Annotated in this window: 18 protein-coding genes; all 18 read left to right on the top strand. The window is 39.7% G+C overall.

Annotated features, from left to right (window positions below):
* Window positions 1-15 precede the first annotated feature (15 nt).
* The 18 genes from M1F17_RS03950 to M1F17_RS03865 all read left to right on the top strand — a co-directional run bounded on the left by M1F17_RS03950 (window position 16) and on the right by M1F17_RS03865 (window position 18,656).
* Window positions 16-1,242 (top strand): Bcr/CflA family multidrug efflux MFS transporter, encoded by a 1,227-nt coding sequence (locus tag M1F17_RS03950; RefSeq protein WP_004905316.1) that lies wholly within the window; start codon window positions 16-18, stop codon window positions 1,240-1,242.
* Window positions 1,239-2,702, top strand: coding sequence for an NAD-dependent succinate-semialdehyde dehydrogenase (locus M1F17_RS03945; RefSeq protein ID WP_094962173.1), 1,464 nt, complete (start codon window positions 1,239-1,241; stop codon window positions 2,700-2,702). The genes M1F17_RS03950 and M1F17_RS03945 overlap by 4 nt, the downstream gene beginning before the upstream one ends.
* A gap of 120 nt (window positions 2,703-2,822) precedes the next feature.
* Complete coding sequence (gene hpaH / locus M1F17_RS03940) at window positions 2,823-3,626, top strand: 2-oxo-hept-4-ene-1,7-dioate hydratase (protein WP_004914311.1); 804 nt, start codon at window positions 2,823-2,825, stop codon at window positions 3,624-3,626.
* A gap of 10 nt (window positions 3,627-3,636) precedes the next feature.
* The gene (gene hpaI, locus M1F17_RS03935) at window positions 3,637-4,443 is read left to right on the top strand and encodes a 4-hydroxy-2-oxoheptanedioate aldolase (RefSeq protein ID WP_004905322.1); all 807 of its coding nucleotides are present in this window, start codon (window positions 3,637-3,639) and stop codon (window positions 4,441-4,443) included.
* Window positions 4,444-4,607: 164 nt separating this feature from the next.
* On the top strand, window positions 4,608-5,975 hold the full coding sequence (gene hpaX, locus M1F17_RS03930; protein ID WP_094962172.1) for a 4-hydroxyphenylacetate permease: 1,368 nt from the start codon (window positions 4,608-4,610) through the stop codon (window positions 5,973-5,975).
* Between the two features lie 198 nt (window positions 5,976-6,173).
* On the top strand, window positions 6,174-7,064 hold the full coding sequence (hpaA, locus tag M1F17_RS03925) for a 4-hydroxyphenylacetate catabolism regulatory protein HpaA (RefSeq protein ID WP_004905325.1): 891 nt from the start codon (window positions 6,174-6,176) through the stop codon (window positions 7,062-7,064).
* A 518-nt stretch (window positions 7,065-7,582) separates the two neighbouring features.
* Window positions 7,583-9,145 carry a 4-hydroxyphenylacetate 3-monooxygenase, oxygenase component gene (hpaB, locus tag M1F17_RS03920; RefSeq protein ID WP_004905326.1) on the top strand — a complete coding sequence of 521 codons (1,563 nt, stop codon included), beginning with the start codon at window positions 7,583-7,585 and terminating at the stop codon, window positions 9,143-9,145.
* Between the two features lie 19 nt (window positions 9,146-9,164).
* On the top strand, window positions 9,165-9,683 hold the full coding sequence (hpaC, locus tag M1F17_RS03915; protein ID WP_004905327.1) for a 4-hydroxyphenylacetate 3-monooxygenase, reductase component: 519 nt from the start codon (window positions 9,165-9,167) through the stop codon (window positions 9,681-9,683).
* 363 nt (window positions 9,684-10,046) lie between these two features.
* Window positions 10,047-10,865, top strand: a complete 819-nt coding sequence (locus tag M1F17_RS03910; protein WP_110592373.1) for a winged helix-turn-helix domain-containing protein — start codon at window positions 10,047-10,049, stop codon at window positions 10,863-10,865.
* Window positions 10,855-11,337 (top strand): FidL-like protein, encoded by a 483-nt coding sequence (locus M1F17_RS03905; RefSeq protein ID WP_110592374.1) that lies wholly within the window; start codon window positions 10,855-10,857, stop codon window positions 11,335-11,337. The genes M1F17_RS03910 and M1F17_RS03905 overlap by 11 nt, the downstream gene beginning before the upstream one ends.
* A gap of 401 nt (window positions 11,338-11,738) precedes the next feature.
* Window positions 11,739-12,290, top strand: a complete 552-nt coding sequence (locus M1F17_RS03900; RefSeq protein WP_004905332.1) for a fimbrial protein — start codon at window positions 11,739-11,741, stop codon at window positions 12,288-12,290.
* 42 nt (window positions 12,291-12,332) lie between these two features.
* Window positions 12,333-12,902 carry a fimbrial protein gene (locus M1F17_RS03895; RefSeq protein WP_144141142.1) on the top strand — a complete coding sequence of 190 codons (570 nt, stop codon included), beginning with the start codon at window positions 12,333-12,335 and terminating at the stop codon, window positions 12,900-12,902.
* A gap of 34 nt (window positions 12,903-12,936) precedes the next feature.
* Window positions 12,937-15,426, top strand: a complete 2,490-nt coding sequence (locus M1F17_RS03890) for a fimbria/pilus outer membrane usher protein (protein ID WP_004905341.1) — start codon at window positions 12,937-12,939, stop codon at window positions 15,424-15,426.
* A gap of 13 nt (window positions 15,427-15,439) precedes the next feature.
* Window positions 15,440-16,168 (top strand): fimbria/pilus periplasmic chaperone, encoded by a 729-nt coding sequence (locus M1F17_RS03885; protein WP_144141138.1) that lies wholly within the window; start codon window positions 15,440-15,442, stop codon window positions 16,166-16,168.
* A gap of 28 nt (window positions 16,169-16,196) precedes the next feature.
* Window positions 16,197-16,547 carry a hypothetical protein gene (locus tag M1F17_RS03880; RefSeq protein WP_094962171.1) on the top strand — a complete coding sequence of 117 codons (351 nt, stop codon included), beginning with the start codon at window positions 16,197-16,199 and terminating at the stop codon, window positions 16,545-16,547.
* Window positions 16,540-17,067: a fimbrial protein gene (locus tag M1F17_RS03875; RefSeq protein ID WP_094962170.1), complete on the top strand. Its 528-nt coding sequence runs from the start codon at window positions 16,540-16,542 to the stop codon at window positions 17,065-17,067. Before M1F17_RS03880 ends, M1F17_RS03875 begins: the two co-directional genes overlap by 8 nt.
* Window positions 17,068-17,078: 11 nt before the next feature.
* Window positions 17,079-17,588, top strand: coding sequence for a fimbrial protein (locus M1F17_RS03870; protein WP_004905345.1), 510 nt, complete (start codon window positions 17,079-17,081; stop codon window positions 17,586-17,588).
* A 15-nt stretch (window positions 17,589-17,603) separates the two neighbouring features.
* Window positions 17,604-18,656 (top strand): adhesin, encoded by a 1,053-nt coding sequence (locus M1F17_RS03865; RefSeq protein WP_094962169.1) that lies wholly within the window; start codon window positions 17,604-17,606, stop codon window positions 18,654-18,656.
* The last annotated feature ends 17 nt before the right edge of the window (window positions 18,657-18,673 follow it).

Below are 18,673 nucleotides of genomic sequence, written 5' to 3'. Positions count from 1 at the left end.
TATTGAGAGGGCAAGATGGTTAAAAATTTCGATAAACACATACCGCACTACTTGATTCCATTACTGGGGTCATTAGTGGCATTCGGTCCATTGTCTATCGATATGTACCTCCCTGCCCTCCCTCAAATGGGAATTGCATTACAGGCCACTCAAGGGCAAATGCAGTACACCCTTGGGGCTTTTTTTGCTGGTTTCTGCGTGGGAATGCTGTTTTATGGCCCATTAAGTGACCTTCTTGGCCGGCGGAAAATGTTGTTAAGTGGCCTTGCCATTTTCACTATTGCCAGTTTGTTATGCGCACAAGCCACCAACGCAAATACCTTGATTGTATTCCGAGCGCTGCAAGCTTTTGGTAGTGGAGCGGCCATTGTCATGGCGAGGGCGATTGCAAGGGATGTTTACCCTGCTCATGAACTACCTAAAGTGCTGTCATTAATGACACTTGTGACCATGATAGCGCCATTACTGGCACCACTTTTAGGTGGTTTTTTACTCGTTCATTTTCAGTGGCAAGTAATTTTCTATTTGCTGGCAGTAATTGGCTTGGCTTCGGTGTGTGCGATTTTTTTCTTGCTCCCTGAAACGTTAACCCACCAGCGCGGTTCTGAAAATATACTTTGTGTCGCTTTTAAGAATTATGCACAGGTGCTCACAGACCGAGAAGCACTGAGTATTATTGGCACCATGGCATTCTCTTTTGCCGGTATGTTTGCCTTTATCAGTGGTTCACCGTTTGTGTACATCAATTATTTCGGTGTTTCTGAACAACATTATGGTTTGCTGTTCGGTTGTAACATCTTGGGGATGATTGTCATGTTGTTGTTGAACGTTAAACTGCTAAAAACCTATAGTTTAACGCGCATACTGACTATGCAAAGTGGGTTTCAATTAGCATTTGGTCTGCTGTTACTCATATTTTACCAACAAAGTTTGCCCATAATTGTTATTCTAGTCGTGCTGTTCTTATCGATGGTCAATGCTATCGGCACCAACAGTTTGTCACTATTACTGCAACATCGCGGGAAAATTGCAGGAAGTGCCAGTGCACTTGCTATTTCTATTCAGTTTGCCTTAGCGGCTGTCGCCAGCGTTGCAGTTTCTGTATTACAAGATGAATCCCCATTCGCTATGGCACTTGTTATGGCGCTGTGTGCCGGGTTAAGTTTTGTTAGCCAACAGCTATCAGCTAAAAATATCCGCCCACAAGTCCAATCAGTGTCTTCGGAGAACAACGAAAAATGAGCATAAATACCAATTCTACATTATTTCGCCAACAAGCTTATATCAACGGCCAATGGGTTGATGCCCAAAATAAAAGTGTGTTTGAGGTCACTAACCCAGCCAATAACGAAGTTATCGCTAACGTCAGCAATGTCGGTGCTTTAGAAACTCAACAAGCTATCGAAGCCGCAGAAAAAGCCCTGCCGGCATGGCGTGCTAAAACCGCCAAAGAGCGCAGCCAAATTTTAAACAAATGGTTCCGTTTAATGATGGATAACCAAAAGGAATTGGCCGAATTACTCAGTGCTGAGCAAGGTAAGTCGATCACTGAATCGATGGGAGAAATTGCCTACGGTGCCAGCTTTATTGAGTGGTTTGCTGAAGAAGGTAAACGTGTGTATGGGGAAACCATTCCATCACCTTTACCGGGGCGTCGCCTTGTGACGATAAAACAACCCGTGGGGGTGGTTGCGGCTATCACACCGTGGAACTTCCCAAACGCCATGATCACCCGCAAAGTCGGCCCTGCGCTAGCAGCAGGCTGTACGATGGTATTAAAACCCGCGGCAGAAACACCATTATCTGCATTAGCGTTGGCAGCGTTAGGGGAAGAAGCCGGTATTCCTGCTGGTGTATTTAACATTGTCCCAGGTACGGATGCTAAAGCCATTGGCGGCGTGATGACCTCTAGCCCTATCGTTCGTAAGCTCACGTTCACGGGTTCAACACGAGTTGGTAAATTGCTGATGGAACAGTGCGCTAACACCGTGAAAAAAATGTCTCTGGAACTCGGTGGTAACGCGCCATTTATCGTGTTTGATGATGCCGATTTAGATGCAGCAGTACAAGGTGCATTAGCGGCTAAATTCCGTAATAGCGGGCAAACTTGTGTGTGTGCTAACCGTATTTTAGTCCAAGAAGGCGTTTACGATGAATTTGCGGCTCGTTTAGCAAAAGCCGTGAATGAACTGAAAATCGGCCCTGCCACACAAGCAGACTCCCAGCAGGGTCCTCTGATTAATCAAGCCGCAGTCGATAAAGTCACTGAACATATTGCTGATGCCGTTTCCCACGGTGCAAAAGTCATCGCTGGTGGTAAATCGGCAGAATTAGGTGGCTTGTTCTTTGAACCGACCGTTATCACTGGCGTCACTGAAGCCATGAAAGTCGCTAAAGAAGAAACATTCGGCCCACTGGCACCTTTATTTAAATTCCGCGATGAGCAAGAAGCGATTGATCTTGCCAATGATACTGAATTTGGCTTGGCATCTTATTTCTATTCAAAAGATATCGGGCGTATCTACCGTGTTGCTGAGGCATTAGAAAGCGGCATGGTGGGTATTAATGAAGGCATTATTTCAAATGAAGTGGCCCCATTTGGTGGCATTAAGCAGTCAGGTCTGGGGCGTGAAGGTTCACGCTACGGAATCGAAGATTACTTGGAAGTGAAATACCTCTGCTTTGGTGGTCTTTCCAATTAGTTAAATTGAGTACCGCTGGGTACGCATTCAATTTACACCTTGAATAGTCCGAGTGGCAGCAAAGCGCTTTAGTGCAGCGCTGCTCTCGAAATAGAATAGGTGAATAGGAGTATTAACAGCATGTTACAAAAAGATGTCATATCACAAATCGCGCAGCGCCTAAATCAGGCTGAAAAATCACGTGAGCAAATCCGTCAGATCTCACTCGATCACCCAGAAATGACGATCGACGATGCTTACGCTATCCAAAAAGAGTGGGTTGGCGTGAAAATTGCTGAAGGACGTGTGCTAAAAGGCCATAAAATTGGGCTAACATCCAAAGCCATGCAGGCAAGTTCACAGATTGATGAACCTGATTACGGTGCGCTTCTTGACGATATGTTTTTTGATGACGGCTGTGATATTCCAACAGACCGCTTTATCGTACCGCGTATTGAGGTTGAATTAGCATTCGTACTGGCGAAACCATTACGTGGGCCAAATTGCACCATCTTTGATGTGTATAACGCGACTGATTATGTGATCCCAGCCCTTGAGCTGATCGATGCGCGTTGTCATAACGTTGACCCTGAAACCAACCGCCCACGCAAAGTGTTCGACACCATTTCGGATAACGCAGCAAATGGCGCGGTAATTTTAGGTGGTCGCCCAATCAAACCACGCGATTTGGATATGCGTTGGATTAGCGCCCTGTTATATCGTAATGGCGTCATTGAAGAATCTGGCGTGGCAGCCGCTGTACTCAATCACCCAGCAAATGGCGTGGCATGGTTAGCAAATAAATTAGCACCGCATAATGTGCAACTTGAGCCTGGTCAAATTATCTTAGGTGGCTCATTTACACGCCCTGTTCCGGCTCGTAAAGGTGATGTGTTCCACGTTGATTACGGCAATATGGGTTCAATTAGCTGCCGCTTCGTGTAAGGAAAATGGCATGGATATTTTAGAAAATAAATTTAAGAAAGCACTAAAAAGTGGTCAACCGCAAATCGGTTTATGGCTTGGCTTGTGCAGCCCATATAGTGCTGAATTACTTGCTGGTGCAGGCTTCGACTGGTTATTAATTGATGGTGAACATGCACCAAATAATGTGCAAACGACATTATCTCAATTACAAGCGATCGCCCCTTATCCGTCACAGCCCGTGGTACGCCCACCGTGGAATGATCCGGTGATCATTAAGCAATTACTGGATATTGGCGCACAAACCCTTTTGCTACCGATGGTACAAAATGCAGAGCAAGCCAAGCAAGCGGTGCGCGCAACACGTTACCCGCCAGCTGGGATACGCGGTGTCGGCAGTGCTTTGGCACGTGCTTCTCGTTGGAACCGAGTACCTAATTATTTAACCCGTGCCAATGATGAAATGTGTGTGATAGTACAGGTTGAAACCCGTGAAGCCATGAATAACCTTCCCGAGATCCTAAAAGTTGAAGGTGTCGACGGTGTGTTTATCGGCCCTGCGGATCTTAGCGCAGATATGGGCTTCTCAGGGAACCCTAACCACCCTGAAGTCAAAGCCACAATCGAAAAAGCGATTGTACAAATTCGTGAGGCTGGCTTGGCACCCGGTATTTTAATGGCAGCCCCAGATGTCGCTGAACATTATCTTAAACTCGGCGCACTATTTGTTGCCGTCGGGGTTGATACCACGCTACTAGCACGTACCGCAGAAGCGCTAGCAGCAAAATTTGGTAAAACCGTCTCAGAGGTGGCCTCGAGTGCACCAAGCGTTTATTAATTAAACTGTCTCTAAATAAGTTAATTTTAACCCTACAGACAAATAACTTAATTAGATAAATTAAGAAATCAATATCGCAACATTGGGCAGACAGCACCATGACTGCCTACTCGTCCCTTGTACCTATAATAATCTGTAAAAGAAAGAATTGAGGGCCCTACAATATGAGTAATCAACAACTTGCAAGCACTAACCCTGCTGAACAACATAAAAATTTAACCGAACCGCAGCAGCGGGTGATTAATAAGTTATTTAAACGTCTCATTGTATTTTTATTTGTGCTATTTGTTTTTTCCTTCTTAGACCGTATTAATATTGGCTTTGCGGGTCTAACCATGGGGAAAGACATTGGCCTAACTTCCACCATGTTCGGCTTAGCCGCGACCTTGTTCTATGCCACTTATGTAATCTTTGGTATTCCAAGTAACATCATGTTGGGGATTGTTGGTGCTCGCCGCTGGATAGCCACCATCATGGTGCTTTGGGGTATTGCTTCTACAGCCACCATGTTTGCCACAGGGCCAACCAGTTTATACGTCCTACGGATGTTAGTGGGTATCGCTGAAGCGGGCTTCTTACCCGGGATTTTAGTTTATTTGACTTACTGGTTCCCTGCCTATTTCCGCGCTCGTGCTAATGCCTTATTTATGATTGCGATGCCAGTCACCATGGCATTCGGCTCACTCGCATCCGGTTATATTCTAGGTATGGATGGCATTTTAGACCTAAAAGGTTGGCAATGGCTGTTCCTACTAGAAGGTTTCCCATCCGTGATCCTCGGTGTGCTAGTTTGGTTCTATCTTGATGATTCGCCAAAGAAAGCCAAATGGTTGACCCAAGAAGACAAAGACACACTGCAAGAAATGATGGACCAAGACCAGCTGGAACTCGTCCAGCCGCATGGTTCCAAAAGCCATACCGCATTGCAGAACAAAAGCTTATGGAAAGAAATTTTCACCCCTGTGATCTTAATGTATACCGTCGCTTATTTCTGTTTAACCAATACGTTAAGTGCGATTAATATTTGGACCCCGCAGATCATGCAAAGCTTCAATGAAGGCAGTAGTAATGCCATGATTGGGCTATTAACTGCAATCCCACAGTTTTGTACTATCTTAGGAATGATCTATTGGAGTCGCCGTTCTGATAGGTTACAAGAACGGAAAATGCATACTGCACTACCGTATTTATTTGCGGCCGCAGGATGGGTTCTCGCTGCGATGACAAGCCATCCCGTCATTCAGTTGATTGGTATTATTATGGCCTCAACAGGTTCATTTACTGCGATGGCAGTGTTCTGGACAACCCCAGACCAGTCAATCAGTTTACGTGCTCGTGCCATCGGTATTGCGGTTATCAACGCAACAGGTAATATAGGTTCCGCTGTCAGCCCACTCCTTATCGGTTGGCTGAAAGACCAAACCGGTAGCTTTAACTCTGGCCTCTATTTTGTTGCAGGCCTATTGGTGGTCGGTGCGCTGTTAGTCATTGCTATCCCAATGAAAAACTCAAGACCAAGGGCAACACCTTAAAATTTTGATGGTTCGAATGTTTTGAATGTTTTAAATGTTTTAAATGTTTTAATAACTTATGCTGCAAATAATTATTAAAGGGTGTTACCCAAAATAATTTGGTTTGCAGCTAGGCGGCAAGCAAGTTAATCCCTAGGAGCATACTGAAGTATGTGACTAGGGTTGGCTTGTGAGGCCAACAACGCTGCGAGCCGAAGAATGAAGGGTAACTCAACTTTAATTACGAATATTGACATCAGCACAGACTACGACGAAACCCAAGGCACCGACGACGTCCACTACCAAACCTTTGGCAACATGGCCGCCTTCTTTGGTCGCGACATGCAAGCTCATCGCCATGATGGTTTCTTCCAGTTGCACTATTTGGTTACGGGCCATATTACTTTGCAGCTCGATGAGTCGCGCTATTCTGTTCAAGCGCCGCTCTTTATTCTTACGCCCCCTTCGGTTGCACATGCATTTTTCACTCAAGAAGACACTGATGGCCACGTACTCACCGTACGGCAAGACCTGATCACGCCTCTTCTTAGCTCATTGTACCCAGCGAATCCAGATTTGGTCGATATCCCTGCTATTTGCTTATCTGTTGCCGATAAGCCTGATGATATCGATACCTTTAATCATTATTGGGCATTGATGGCTCGCGAATCGGCGAATAACTATATTGGCAAAGACCAAGCCCTCGCCTCTTTAGCCCAAGCGCTGTTTACCTTTCTACTGCGCTCTATTCCACTTGATGAGCACCCTACAACGGGGGTTAGAGGCGAACACCGCCTATTCCAACGTTTTAATCAGCTCATTGACTTACATTATCATGAACACCTTGCGGTACCTGAATATGCCAAAAAACTTGATGTCACAGAGTCACGCCTTAAAGATATGTGCCGGCGGTTTGCTAACCGGCCACCGAAAAGGTTGATTTTTGACCGAATATTGCGTGAAGCTAAGCGGATGTTACTGTTTTCCGACAGCCCCGTTTCAGAAATTGCCTACCAGCTCGGTTTCAAAGACCCCGCCTATTTTGCGCGATTTTTTAACCGGTTAGTCGGGTGCTCTCCTAGCCTATGGCGAGAACAAAACATTCATTAAAGAGAGGCTTAGTGATTTTATCCGTATTTTTAGGTAAAAATCATCAATGCCTCCTGAACGCTATATCATACCTACTTCTAACCTATCTCTACAAACCACTCTTCAAATAATTTTACATTTTAAAAACATTTTTGATATCTTATAAATTTTGTTTTAACTTTATAAAGATGCTAATAATGCTTAACAAAAAGTGAATGTGAAGATTAAAAAAAGAACAAACAACCCAAGAAAAAATATTAATATTAATATAATAACCATTTAATTAATGATTAATAATCAATGCACTGTAAGATAAATAAAAATTTATATTAATATCAAAACATCGAGATGATCACATTTCTTTCACAAAACACAGCTCCCAACGAAAAGTACCAGCAAACCTTTAGAAAGTCTCTTTAAAACTCCCTCGTAAAGCGATTCAATTAAGAAACACAAAACAAACATAAAATTAACATATTTCGCTTGCAACCTTTGTACCCTATCAATGCAAGCCCTCATTGTGAGATAACGAGGTAGACATGAAACCAGAAGATTTTCGTTCAGATGCTAAACGCCCTTTTAATGGCCAAGAATATTTAAAAAGCTTACAAGATGGCCGCGAAATCTATATTTATGGCGAGCGTGTAAAAGACGTCACCACTCACCCCGCTTTTCGTAATTCAGCCGCTTCTATAGGACAATTATATGATGCGCTTCATGATAAAACGACTCATGACCAACTTTGCTGGAACACCGACACAGGAAACGGCGGATACACTCACAAATTCTTCCGTTTCGCTAAAAGTGCCGATGAACTACGCCAACAGCGTGACGCTATCGCAGATTGGTCACGTCAGAGCTACGGATGGATGGGACGCACTCCAGACTATAAGGCGGCATTCGCCAGCTGTTTAGGCGCTAACCCAGAATATTATGGTCAGTTTGCAGACAACGCACGTCACTGGTATAAACGTATTCAAGAAAGTGGCCTGTACTTTAACCATGCCATTGTTAACCCACCAATCGACCGTCACAAGCCAGCTGATGAAGTTAAAGATGTTTATATCAAACTCGAAAAAGAAACAGATGCGGGGATTATCGTCAGTGGTGCTAAAGTTGTTGCGACCAACTCAGCGTTAACACACTATAACTTTATTGGTTTTGGTTCCGCACAAGTCATGGGCGATAACCCTGATTTCGCATTGATGTTTGTTGCACCAATGGACGCAGATGGCGTGAAATTAATCTCACGTGCATCTTATGAATTAGTTGCTGGTGCAACTGGCGCACCATTTGATTACCCATTATCAAGCCGTTTCGATGAAAATGATGCCATTTTGGTGATGGACCATGTGTTAATTCCATGGGAAAACGTATTAATTTATCGTGATTTCGACCGTGCACGTAATTGGGCAGTTCAAGGTGGTTTTGCACGTTTATTCCCATTACAAGCTTGTGTCCGCTTAGCCGTTAAATTAGACTTCATTACCGGATTGTTACAAAAAAGTTTAGAATGTACAGGTGTTATTGATTTCCGTGGTGTACAAGCTGATCTGGGTGAAGTGGTTGCGTGGCGTAATCTGTTCTGGTCATTAACCGATGCAATGACCTCTGAAGCACAAGCATGGGAAGGCGGCGCTTATCTACCCGATACTCAAGCTATACAAACTTACCGTGTTATGGCACCAATGGCTTACACCAAAATCAAGAATATCATTGAAAGTAACGTGACAAGTGGCCTGATTTACCTACCATCAAGCGTTCGTGATATGAATAATCCAGAAATTGATAAGTATTTAGCTAAATATGTTCGCGGCTCTAATGGTATGGATCACGTTGAACGTATTAAGATCCTTAAACTCATGTGGGATGCAATCGGTAGTGAATTTGGTGGTCGCCATGAACTGTATGAAATTAACTACGCAGGAAGCCAAGATGAAATTCGTCTGCAATGTCTGCGTCATGCATACGGTTCTGGCAATATGAAAGCCATGACAGATATGGTTGATCGCTGTTTATCAGACTACGATCAACACGGATGGAAACGTCCACACCTGCATAACAACAATGATATTAATCAGTTAGATTCGCTGCTGAAATAGTCGGCAGCAGGAGGTCAAAATGTCTTTAGAAAATGAACATCGCCTGCGTTTCAGAGATGCGATGGCAAGTCTTGGTGCAGCAGTCAATATCGTCACCACGGATGGGACTGAGGGTCGCTGTGGAATTACAGCCACTGCAGTCTGTTCAGTTACAGATACGCCACCCACTTTGATGGTCTGTGTTAACCGCAATAGCGCTATGAATGCGGTATTTCAAAAGAATGGCCGCCTGTGTGTCAACGTGCTAAGCCATGAACAAGAAGAACTTGCATGCCATTTCGCAGGTATGAAAGGTTCAACGATGGAAGAACGTTTTGGCTGGAGTGTATGGGAAAGCGGTATTTTACAGCAACCAATGTTAAAAAACGCGCTTGCCAACCTTGAAGGTGAAATAACTCAAGTTCAAGATATCGGTACGCACTCTGTCTACATGGTTGAAATGAAACAAATCATTGTTAACGATACTGGGCATGGTCTCGTTTACTTTAAACGTAAATTCCATCCTGTTATGCACCAAATCCTTGAGCCAACGGCTTAATTGGTAAAGTATTTATATGAAATAGCCTCTTATATTTGAGGCTATTTTTTATATATCATCGTTTAGCCAAAATAATAGCTAGCAACAGACTTACTCCTCATAAAATGTTTCAGCCTAAAATTTTTTACGCATAATAACTATTAGTTATTTTGTATAATGTTAAAAAAATAGTGTTTTTCTAAAAAAAATAAATACCTCTTCAACCTCCCGCCTTAAACATAACATGCGTAAATAAAAACTTAACTATATGATTTTCAATAACTTTCAAAATTACACCAAATATGCTTAATTGACATAACATAAATAACAGGTATAAACTCAAATAATATAAATATTTTTCCTATAAATAAAATCAATCTAAAAATGAACTATTTGATTAATAATCATATTAATTATGACAGTCATCAGGGGCTGTTATATATCGACGATGTTAATAATGCATTAAAACTAACAACCACCTTAAACCGTTTGTTATTAGTCTTAGTGCAAAATAATCATGATATTGTTGACCGAGAAACCATATTACGTCGGGTTTGGGAGGAACATAACCAAGTTGTCTCCGATAATAACCTTAATAGTAGTGTCTCTGTACTCAGACGCCATTTATCATCTTTTTCTGATGATGAAATTATCACGACTGTACCTAAAGTTGGGATTAAATTTTCTGCTGATCTGAAAATTGAAAATGAGCAACAGGAAATTAGTGATAATAATCACAAAGCTTTATTCACTAGTGAGGAAGAACTAGACTCTTCATCAAAAGTACCCGAAGGGACTTCCCCCCAAGCAGTCGAAAATAAAAAAAGCTACATGTTGAATAACCGATATGTTGAAATTTCACTTATTGGACTCATTATTTTTTGCTTATTATACCTTTTTAAAAGTTATTTCTTTGCAAGCCGAACAGAATACCCTGAAGTTGGTCGTATCGATCAATGCAGTATCCGCTACATTAATAGTTACCATAAACCCGATACAACAACCATCAGCTTTGCGACAATTCAAAATGAACTCACGAAATTAAACCTAGATTGTAAAAAGCCAGCAACTGTTTTTTATTATAATGTTGGTATCGTAGCAAATGATAAAAATTTATATGACAACTTCCTATTTTTGTCCTATTGCCCAACAGTACCGAAAGAAAGTGCAACTGTGAGCTGTGAGAATTTTTATGTCAAATAAAATATCAACAAGAATGTTTTTTTTGTCCTTTATATCTATAATTTTGGTTTTCATTAGCTTATATGTTCATCACATAATTAACACTCCTATTATTCCTGATTGCCAAACAACCTTAAAAATAAATATCTCTGACCATCGTTCTACCTTAAAAGGATTTTACCTGCTAAGTGTTATCCCTAACGAAAATAAACCTGACCAACACACATTCATCATGAATGGAAGCATTAGTGATAATGGTAAAAACTATACTATTTCACGAAAATTTCTGATGAAACATGAATACTTAGGTGACCATTTTTTTTTACGCGTTGAAAATATATTTATAGACCCAGCTGATCAGGCTCAAGACAAAATCAATATTCGAGGTGTTCCTGAAATTAACCAACTTTATTTTTTAAAAATAAAAAAATTAACCGACACAAGTTATATTTTTGAAGAAAATTTCTCTCCACTTTTTATTTGCACTCTGTAGCACCAAAAAAAATCATAAGAAATGCATCAAATATTGATATTTTGATGCATTTTTTTTATTTCTAAACACCCCCAACCTTAAAACACCTTAAAAGCACAAACATTAAACATTTCACAGACAATTAAATTAGCATAAAAACATTGATACATATTAAAAAAAACTAAATATAAGTTAAATAATTCAAATTTAATTAAAATCAAAGAGTTTTATTCCATTTTACACCTGATAGGGATAAGATTCCTTCCGTCGAAATGACCCACGCTAAAAACGATTACGTTAAGCGTTCTGTGATTAGGACATTTGAAAATCCATTTATGGATACTGAACTTTATTCCTATGGCAGTACTTATATAAAGGCTCACTAGGGATCAAATATTTACTTATTTTTAAGGATGTAAGATATGAAATTAAATAAACTTTCTATTGCTGTTTTATTCGCGTCTTCTGCTATTTCAACTTCTATCTTTGCTAGTGGTAATAGCGGTGAATTACATTTCAGCGGCCAAGTTGTTAATGCTCCATGTAATATTGAATCAGAAAGTACAAAACAAGAAGTTCCATTTGGTCAACTTTCTCGTGCATCTTTAGAAGCGGGTAATGCAGCAGAAAAAGATATCGCTATCAAATTAAAAGAATGTAATTTTGATGAGTTTAGCAAAGACACTGAAGGTAAGTGGGTTGCTGTTAAAGATATTAAAATTACCTTTGGTGGTAAAAACTATGTCGGTACTGATAAAGAATTCTTAGGTACTACTGGTACCGCTTCGAATATCGGTATTCAAATCAAAGATTTTAAATTTGATGAAGCTAAATCTATCCTAAGCCAAATTCGTAACCGCCAAGGTGAAAACGTTTTAGAATTTACTGCATTAGCTAAACGTGTTGATGGTGCAACACCAGTTACTGAAGGTGAATTTAGTTCTATCGCTGACTTTAAAATCACATACGAGTAATTTTTTTAGGGGAGAGAATTCTCTCCCCATAAAAGGCTCATTATGAAAAAAAATACTTATCTATGGATTGCCTTATTATTTAACCCTATTAACTCTAATGCGACTAGCTCTAACCTTGGACATATTCAAGATGGCCTCCGAGGCGAAACAGTAATGCAAGGTTATATCGTTGCGGCACCTTGTTCAATTGAAACTGATAGTCAGTATCAATATATAAACTATAATTACATTTCTAATTACAGTATAAATAATATAGATGATGAAAAATTAATGCGAAGACCTTTCTATATAAAATTAAATAACTGTATTAGTGAATATGACAGTAGTAATCATAAAGGTATTAAAATTCGTTTTTTTGCGCTGCAAGATACGTATACTAATGCAATAAAACTATCAGGCCCTAAGCCTGGAGTTGTTCTATATATATACGACGTTAACAATAATTTATTAATACCAAATAAGCTCTACTCTATTTCTAATAATTACGTTTATTTTGATAACAAAAGTAAAGAGAGCTTTTTAAAATATGAAACAGAATTAGGCACAAGTAATAACGAAATTACACCTGGTGATTACTTTACCACAATTAAATTCAACGTTACTTACGACTAGTAAATAAACTCATAATTAATTTGATGAAAAAATCATGGTTAAATTTAATATTTACTCTTACATCATTGTGACTTCTTTTTTATCTTCAATCTCTTCGTTAGCCTATGCTGTCGAATTCAATACCGATATGTTAGATACAGAAGACACTCAAAATATTGACTTTAGCCAATTTTCTCAGGCTGGATTTATTATGCCTGGTATTTATCATTTAAATCTCAAAGTCAATAATGAGGGCATGGGTAGTGCGCAAGATATCACTGTGATAGCGCCACAATCCCAAAACAATAATTTATTCGATACCGTTTGTGTTCCCGTTAATATTCTTGATCGTTTAGGGCTTACTCCGGACGCAATTAAATTAATTAAATATCGTGATGAGGGTAAATGCCTTGATTTATCTCCGCTTGAAGGTGCTTCATTAAGTGTAGATTTATCGACATTAACGCTATCCATTTTAATCCCACAAAGCTATTTAGAATATACAGATCCAAGTTGGGTTCCTCCTTCACGTTGGGAGGAAGGTGTAAATGGATTTTTATTAGATTACAACCTAACAGGTTCTTTAACGCATCAAAATTCAGGTTCACGAGAATCGTACCTTTCTGCTAACGGAACAACAGGGCTTAATTTTGGTGCATGGCGTTTACGCGGTGATTACCAAGCAAACTATCGAAAATCGACAGGAAGCTTCGAAAACCAATATAGTGATGCCACATTTAGCCGATTATTTGCATACCGCTCAATAAAATCCATTGCGTCTATTTTAACGTTAGGTGAGAACTACTTTTACTCTGCTATTTTTGATTCTTGGCAGTACACCGGGGTATCTCTTGAAACCGATGAAAATATGATGCCCCCTAAATTAACAGGTTATGCACCAGAGATTATTGGTATTGCTCAAACTAATGCCACTGTTATTGTCAAAAGCCATAACCGTATAGTTTTAGAAACAACCGTACCTGCTGGTCCCTTTCGTATCCAGACACTAGATAGCTCTATTCGTGGAACATTAGATGTGACTGTGCGAGAAGAAAATGGTGAAGAACAACAATTTAGCATTACCACAGCAGCATTACCCTACTTAACGAGACCAGGGCAAATCCGCTATAAATTTGCAGCGGGTAAACCACGTTTTAATGGCCGCCAGCTCGAAGGTGATTTAACTGCTTCGGGAGAACTCTCTTACGGGTTAAATAACCTTTGGTCTATCTATGGGGGCTCCGTTTTATCAAAAAATTATCAGGCATTTTCAGCAGGCTTTGGTCGTGACCTGTTTTCATTCGGTAGCCTTTCGTTCGATGCGACTCAGTCACATGCTCAATTACTTGATAAAACGTTAACTGGCCGAAGTTATCGACTTAGTTATTCAAAATCATTTGATGAAGCCAGAACTGACATTACATTCGCAGGGTATCGTTTCTCTGATGAAACCTATCGCTCTTTGCAACAAACGTTGGATGAACGACGTACAGGTAATGAAAGCCAAGCTCAAAAAGAAAGCTATCAAATTAATATTAATAAATATTTTGATGATTTCTCATTGGGTGGAAACTATCAATACAATACGTATTGGAATAGTGAAACAGAAGAACAATACAGCTTATACCTAAGTACTCTTTTAAATTGGGCGGCTATTGGGCTCAAAAATATTAACCTGACAGCTTCTGCTTCTCGTTCAAAAAGAGCGGGATATCAAGATGATGCGATCAGCTTGTATTTCACTATTCCTTTAAGTCAAGGAAGCAGCGTCAGCTTTTCTGAAGGTTATACCCGAAACCAAAATGGCCAACGCAGTTCAACACATAATATCGGTTATAGCGGATATAGTGAGCAGCGCAATTATAACTTAAATGTCGGTTATCAAACAGGAAGTCATCAGAATGACCAAACCAGCTTTAGTGGTTATTTAAACCAAAATCTTCCTTATGCCTCAATTTCAGGAAATGCGAGTTATGTCCCGAACGAGTATCACAGCGTTGGGGGATCAATTAATGGTGGAATTACCTTAATTAAAGAAGGTATTGCCATGCACCAAGCCGCTTATGGTGGTACTCGACTCGTTATAGAAACACCTGGTGCAGCTAACGTTCCTCTGAGTGGTGGCGTTTATCAAACTAATCACTTTGGACTCGCTGTATTGCCAAACGTGAGTAGTTATCGGAAAACCAGCGCATCAATTAATACCAGTAAATTACCAAAAGATGTTGAAGCATTAGAGACCGTCACTGATACGACTCTGACTCGTGGGGCAATCGGATATCGTCGCCTCAACGTAATTCAAGGTGAAAAAACGTTTGCTCGCTTAAAACTAGCTGATGACACTTATCCGCCTTTTGGCGCCAGCGTACGTAATAGCAACAATATTGAACTCGGAATTGTTGGCGAACAAGGTATTACGTGGATTATTGGTATCCAGCCTAAAGACTTACTCAATCTCTACTGGGGAAATAAACACCAGTGTAGTGCCGATGTGCCTGACGTGATTAATCCTCAAGAAATTTACCCAACTATTATTTGTCGTTAATAAGAGAACTAAGATGAAATTGAATTCCCCTTTTTTGTTACTTACTAGCGTATTCACGCTGACTATAAGTGTAATTTCAGCTGCGAATGCCGCGGTTACACTTGATCGTACTCGTATAATTTTCGATGGAAACCAGTCGTCTATTAATATTACGATCCGTAATGATAACCCGGAATTGCCTTATTTGGCCCAGTCGTGGTTAGAAAATGCGTTAGAACAAAAACTGGAAATAGGCCCTATTATTGCCACTCCGCCGATTCAGCGCATGGAACCCAAATCCACTAGCCTAGTTCGCCTAAGCACCGCACCCGACATTGCAAAGTTACCGCAAGACAGGGAATCCCTGTTTTATTACAACCTGCGTGAAATCCCGCCTAAGTCATCAGAAGCGGGTGTGTTGCAAATTGCATTACAGAGCCGTGTAAAACTATTTTATCGCCCTGAAAGCATTGTTGCACAAAGCAAAACCGATTGGACGAAATACATAACATTAACAGCAACATCATCGGGTTATACGTTAGATAACCCAACACCATTTTATTTAACTGTAATTGGTATAGGGAACAGCCAAAAACAATCTGAAGAAAGTGATTTTGACGCAGTCATGATACCGCCAAAATCTAATCAACTGATTAAATCATCCAAATTTTCAACACCTTACCTGACATATATCAATGATTATGGTGGAAAGCCCTCACTTGCTTTCAAATGCCAAGCTTCAACGTGCAGTGTGACGGAATAATGAGTAAAAAATAGATAGGAGCAGAACAATGAAATTGAATTACCTAGCACTATGGGCTTTTACTATACCTATTTTTGCTGAGTCTGCGGTGCCTGTGACAACAGGCACGATATATGTTAATGCGCGTATTGTTACTGCTCCTTGTCTACCTAATATCTCATTAAAATTAAATGAAAGTACTTTAATTGCAGCAACCTATAGTGTGGAAATGCATTTTTCTCATTGTAGCAAACCAATACAAAAGCAAGCTTGGATACCGTTAAGACTGAAATTAGGCAGTAACCAGTATGTGCTAACTCAACCACTACGCAATAACACCATTTTATTCTCTATTCCTGCTAGTAATAAGATGCAACGTGTGGAGATAAATTATGACTAGATGCTCAATATTATTATTTAGTTTTTTATTCCTAACATGGAATACCAGCTTTGCCAATACACTAACAGTTTACTTTGAAGGAGTGTTAGTACCGCTTGGTTGTCGGCTAAGTGATGATGATACACAGAAAAAAATATATCTTTCTGGGCTACGTTTTTCTTCAATCGAAACATTAGGACGTTCAGATATGCAACCATTTAAATTGGATATCATGGACTGTTCAGCGATGGCTTTGAATAAAACGATCAAAATAACGTTAAATACCCAAAATATTGAAACACATAATGGTATTAATTATTTAAAAACCACTGGTGAATCTAATGTGTTATTAGCACTGACTGATAGTCGTGGTAAGGAACTAGAACTGAATACAACAATTGATGTCAGTACAGTAACTGAATCAGGTAAAGGGTCCGTTAATACACTTTTATTCGGTGTTTATGCTCAGAAGCCCTTTAGTTCTCTTTTAAAAACAGGGGGGTTCTCCTCAACTGTTACTTTTAATCTTGATTATCAATAAGGAGAATTGAAATGAAATTTATTTGTTTTTCATTCCCTTTAATTAGTTTATTAGTTTCCTTAGGCACTCAAGCGGATGTACTAATTTCTCTTTCTGCAAAATTGGTTCGACCACCATGTGTACTTACAGCAGAAAATGGTGAAAAAGAATTAGTCATTAATTTCCGTGAGGTAGCGCTAGACAGACTAACTGAAGAAAAACAGTCCTTTGGTATTCTCATTAAACAATGTGAACTTCGAAAAAATTTACAAGTTTACCTATCTCCAAGAGAAGGAAGCACTTTGACAATAAACAATGAAACCGTACTTGCAACCTCTATTAATGGATTGGGTATTCGTTTCTCAGAAGAAAATAAAAGTAATGCGCTCAACCTTAATAAATGGGAAAGGATTGCTCCATCCGTAAGTGGTGATACAGGGAAAGTTGTTATCCAATCACAATTAGTCACTAATCAAGCTATTGAAAATCTCACTGCTGGGCCATTTAGTGCCGCTTTATCAGTGATGGTTGATTATCTGTAATATTGGGAAGTCTTTATGAAAAATATAAAAAAGTATTCACCATTATTTTTGTTGCTGCTATTAGTTAACTTAAATTCCTATAGTGCGACTCGCTATTCAGGAAGTGGTGGTGGCTATAAAATGAGTTTAGTATCTAACAATTCTGTTGTTTCTGATACACCAGCAATTGGAAGTGATAACAATAAATATTTTTTAATAGCCCCAGCAAATAGCTCCGGTATTGTTATTAATGAAAACACATCTCAGCCTTATGGGTCTGTATATTGTACTGTGAATTTCTTACAAGGTAATTATTCAGCAGGCCTTGTTCCGGCTTATGCCTACCACCGTGTTTTTGCCTATATGCCAGAAGCAGGCTTTACTATTGGAGGGCTGACCGCATTTAAAATAAACAATAATACATTTTTTACACTTTATTCTGAGAATGGAATAACCAGTGGCTGGCGGAATATTTCAGGGAGAGGATGCTCTAATGAAGAAATGGGGCCATTAGCAACATCATTCTTTACTGTTCATTTTCCTTTTACCGTTAGAGTTTATGTCAAAGATATCCCTGTTGATGGAAAAATTGTTATTCCAAATGCAATGATTGCAGGTTACACACGATTATTCCAAGACTATGGGACACCAGATATTTATGTACCTATTGATAAAGCCACCGTTAAATTAGATCTCACTACATCGGTTATCAATTATCCGTCAAATTGCCATTCTAATATTGATAATTTAAACATTGATCACAAAACATTGGATGCTTATGAATTTAATAGTAAAGAAACGCGTACTGTTACTTATACATGCGATAGAGTACAGCCAGTTAAAGTAAAATTAGCATTAGATTATGCCACGGATAGTGATCCACAAAAACGACTTCCCTTAAAATCAGGAAATAATACTATTTATTCTGAGCTTATACTTTATGATGAACAAAATAATCAAAGTGGAAAAACGCTCGAAACAACAATAGATAAAGTAAAAAACATTACGATTGAAAGTAAAGTTTCAGGCTATGACGCCGAACCTGGAGACTACAAAGGCAATGCTTGGTTAATAGCAACATTTATTTAATATAGCGGTAAGCGTAC

This window comes from Providencia sp. PROV073, from assembly GCF_033688125.1.
Lineage (GTDB): Bacteria > Pseudomonadota > Gammaproteobacteria > Enterobacterales > Enterobacteriaceae > Providencia > Providencia hangzhouensis.
Note: the sequence above shows the minus strand (reverse complement) of the source record. Positions and strands in the feature narration are given on the sequence as shown.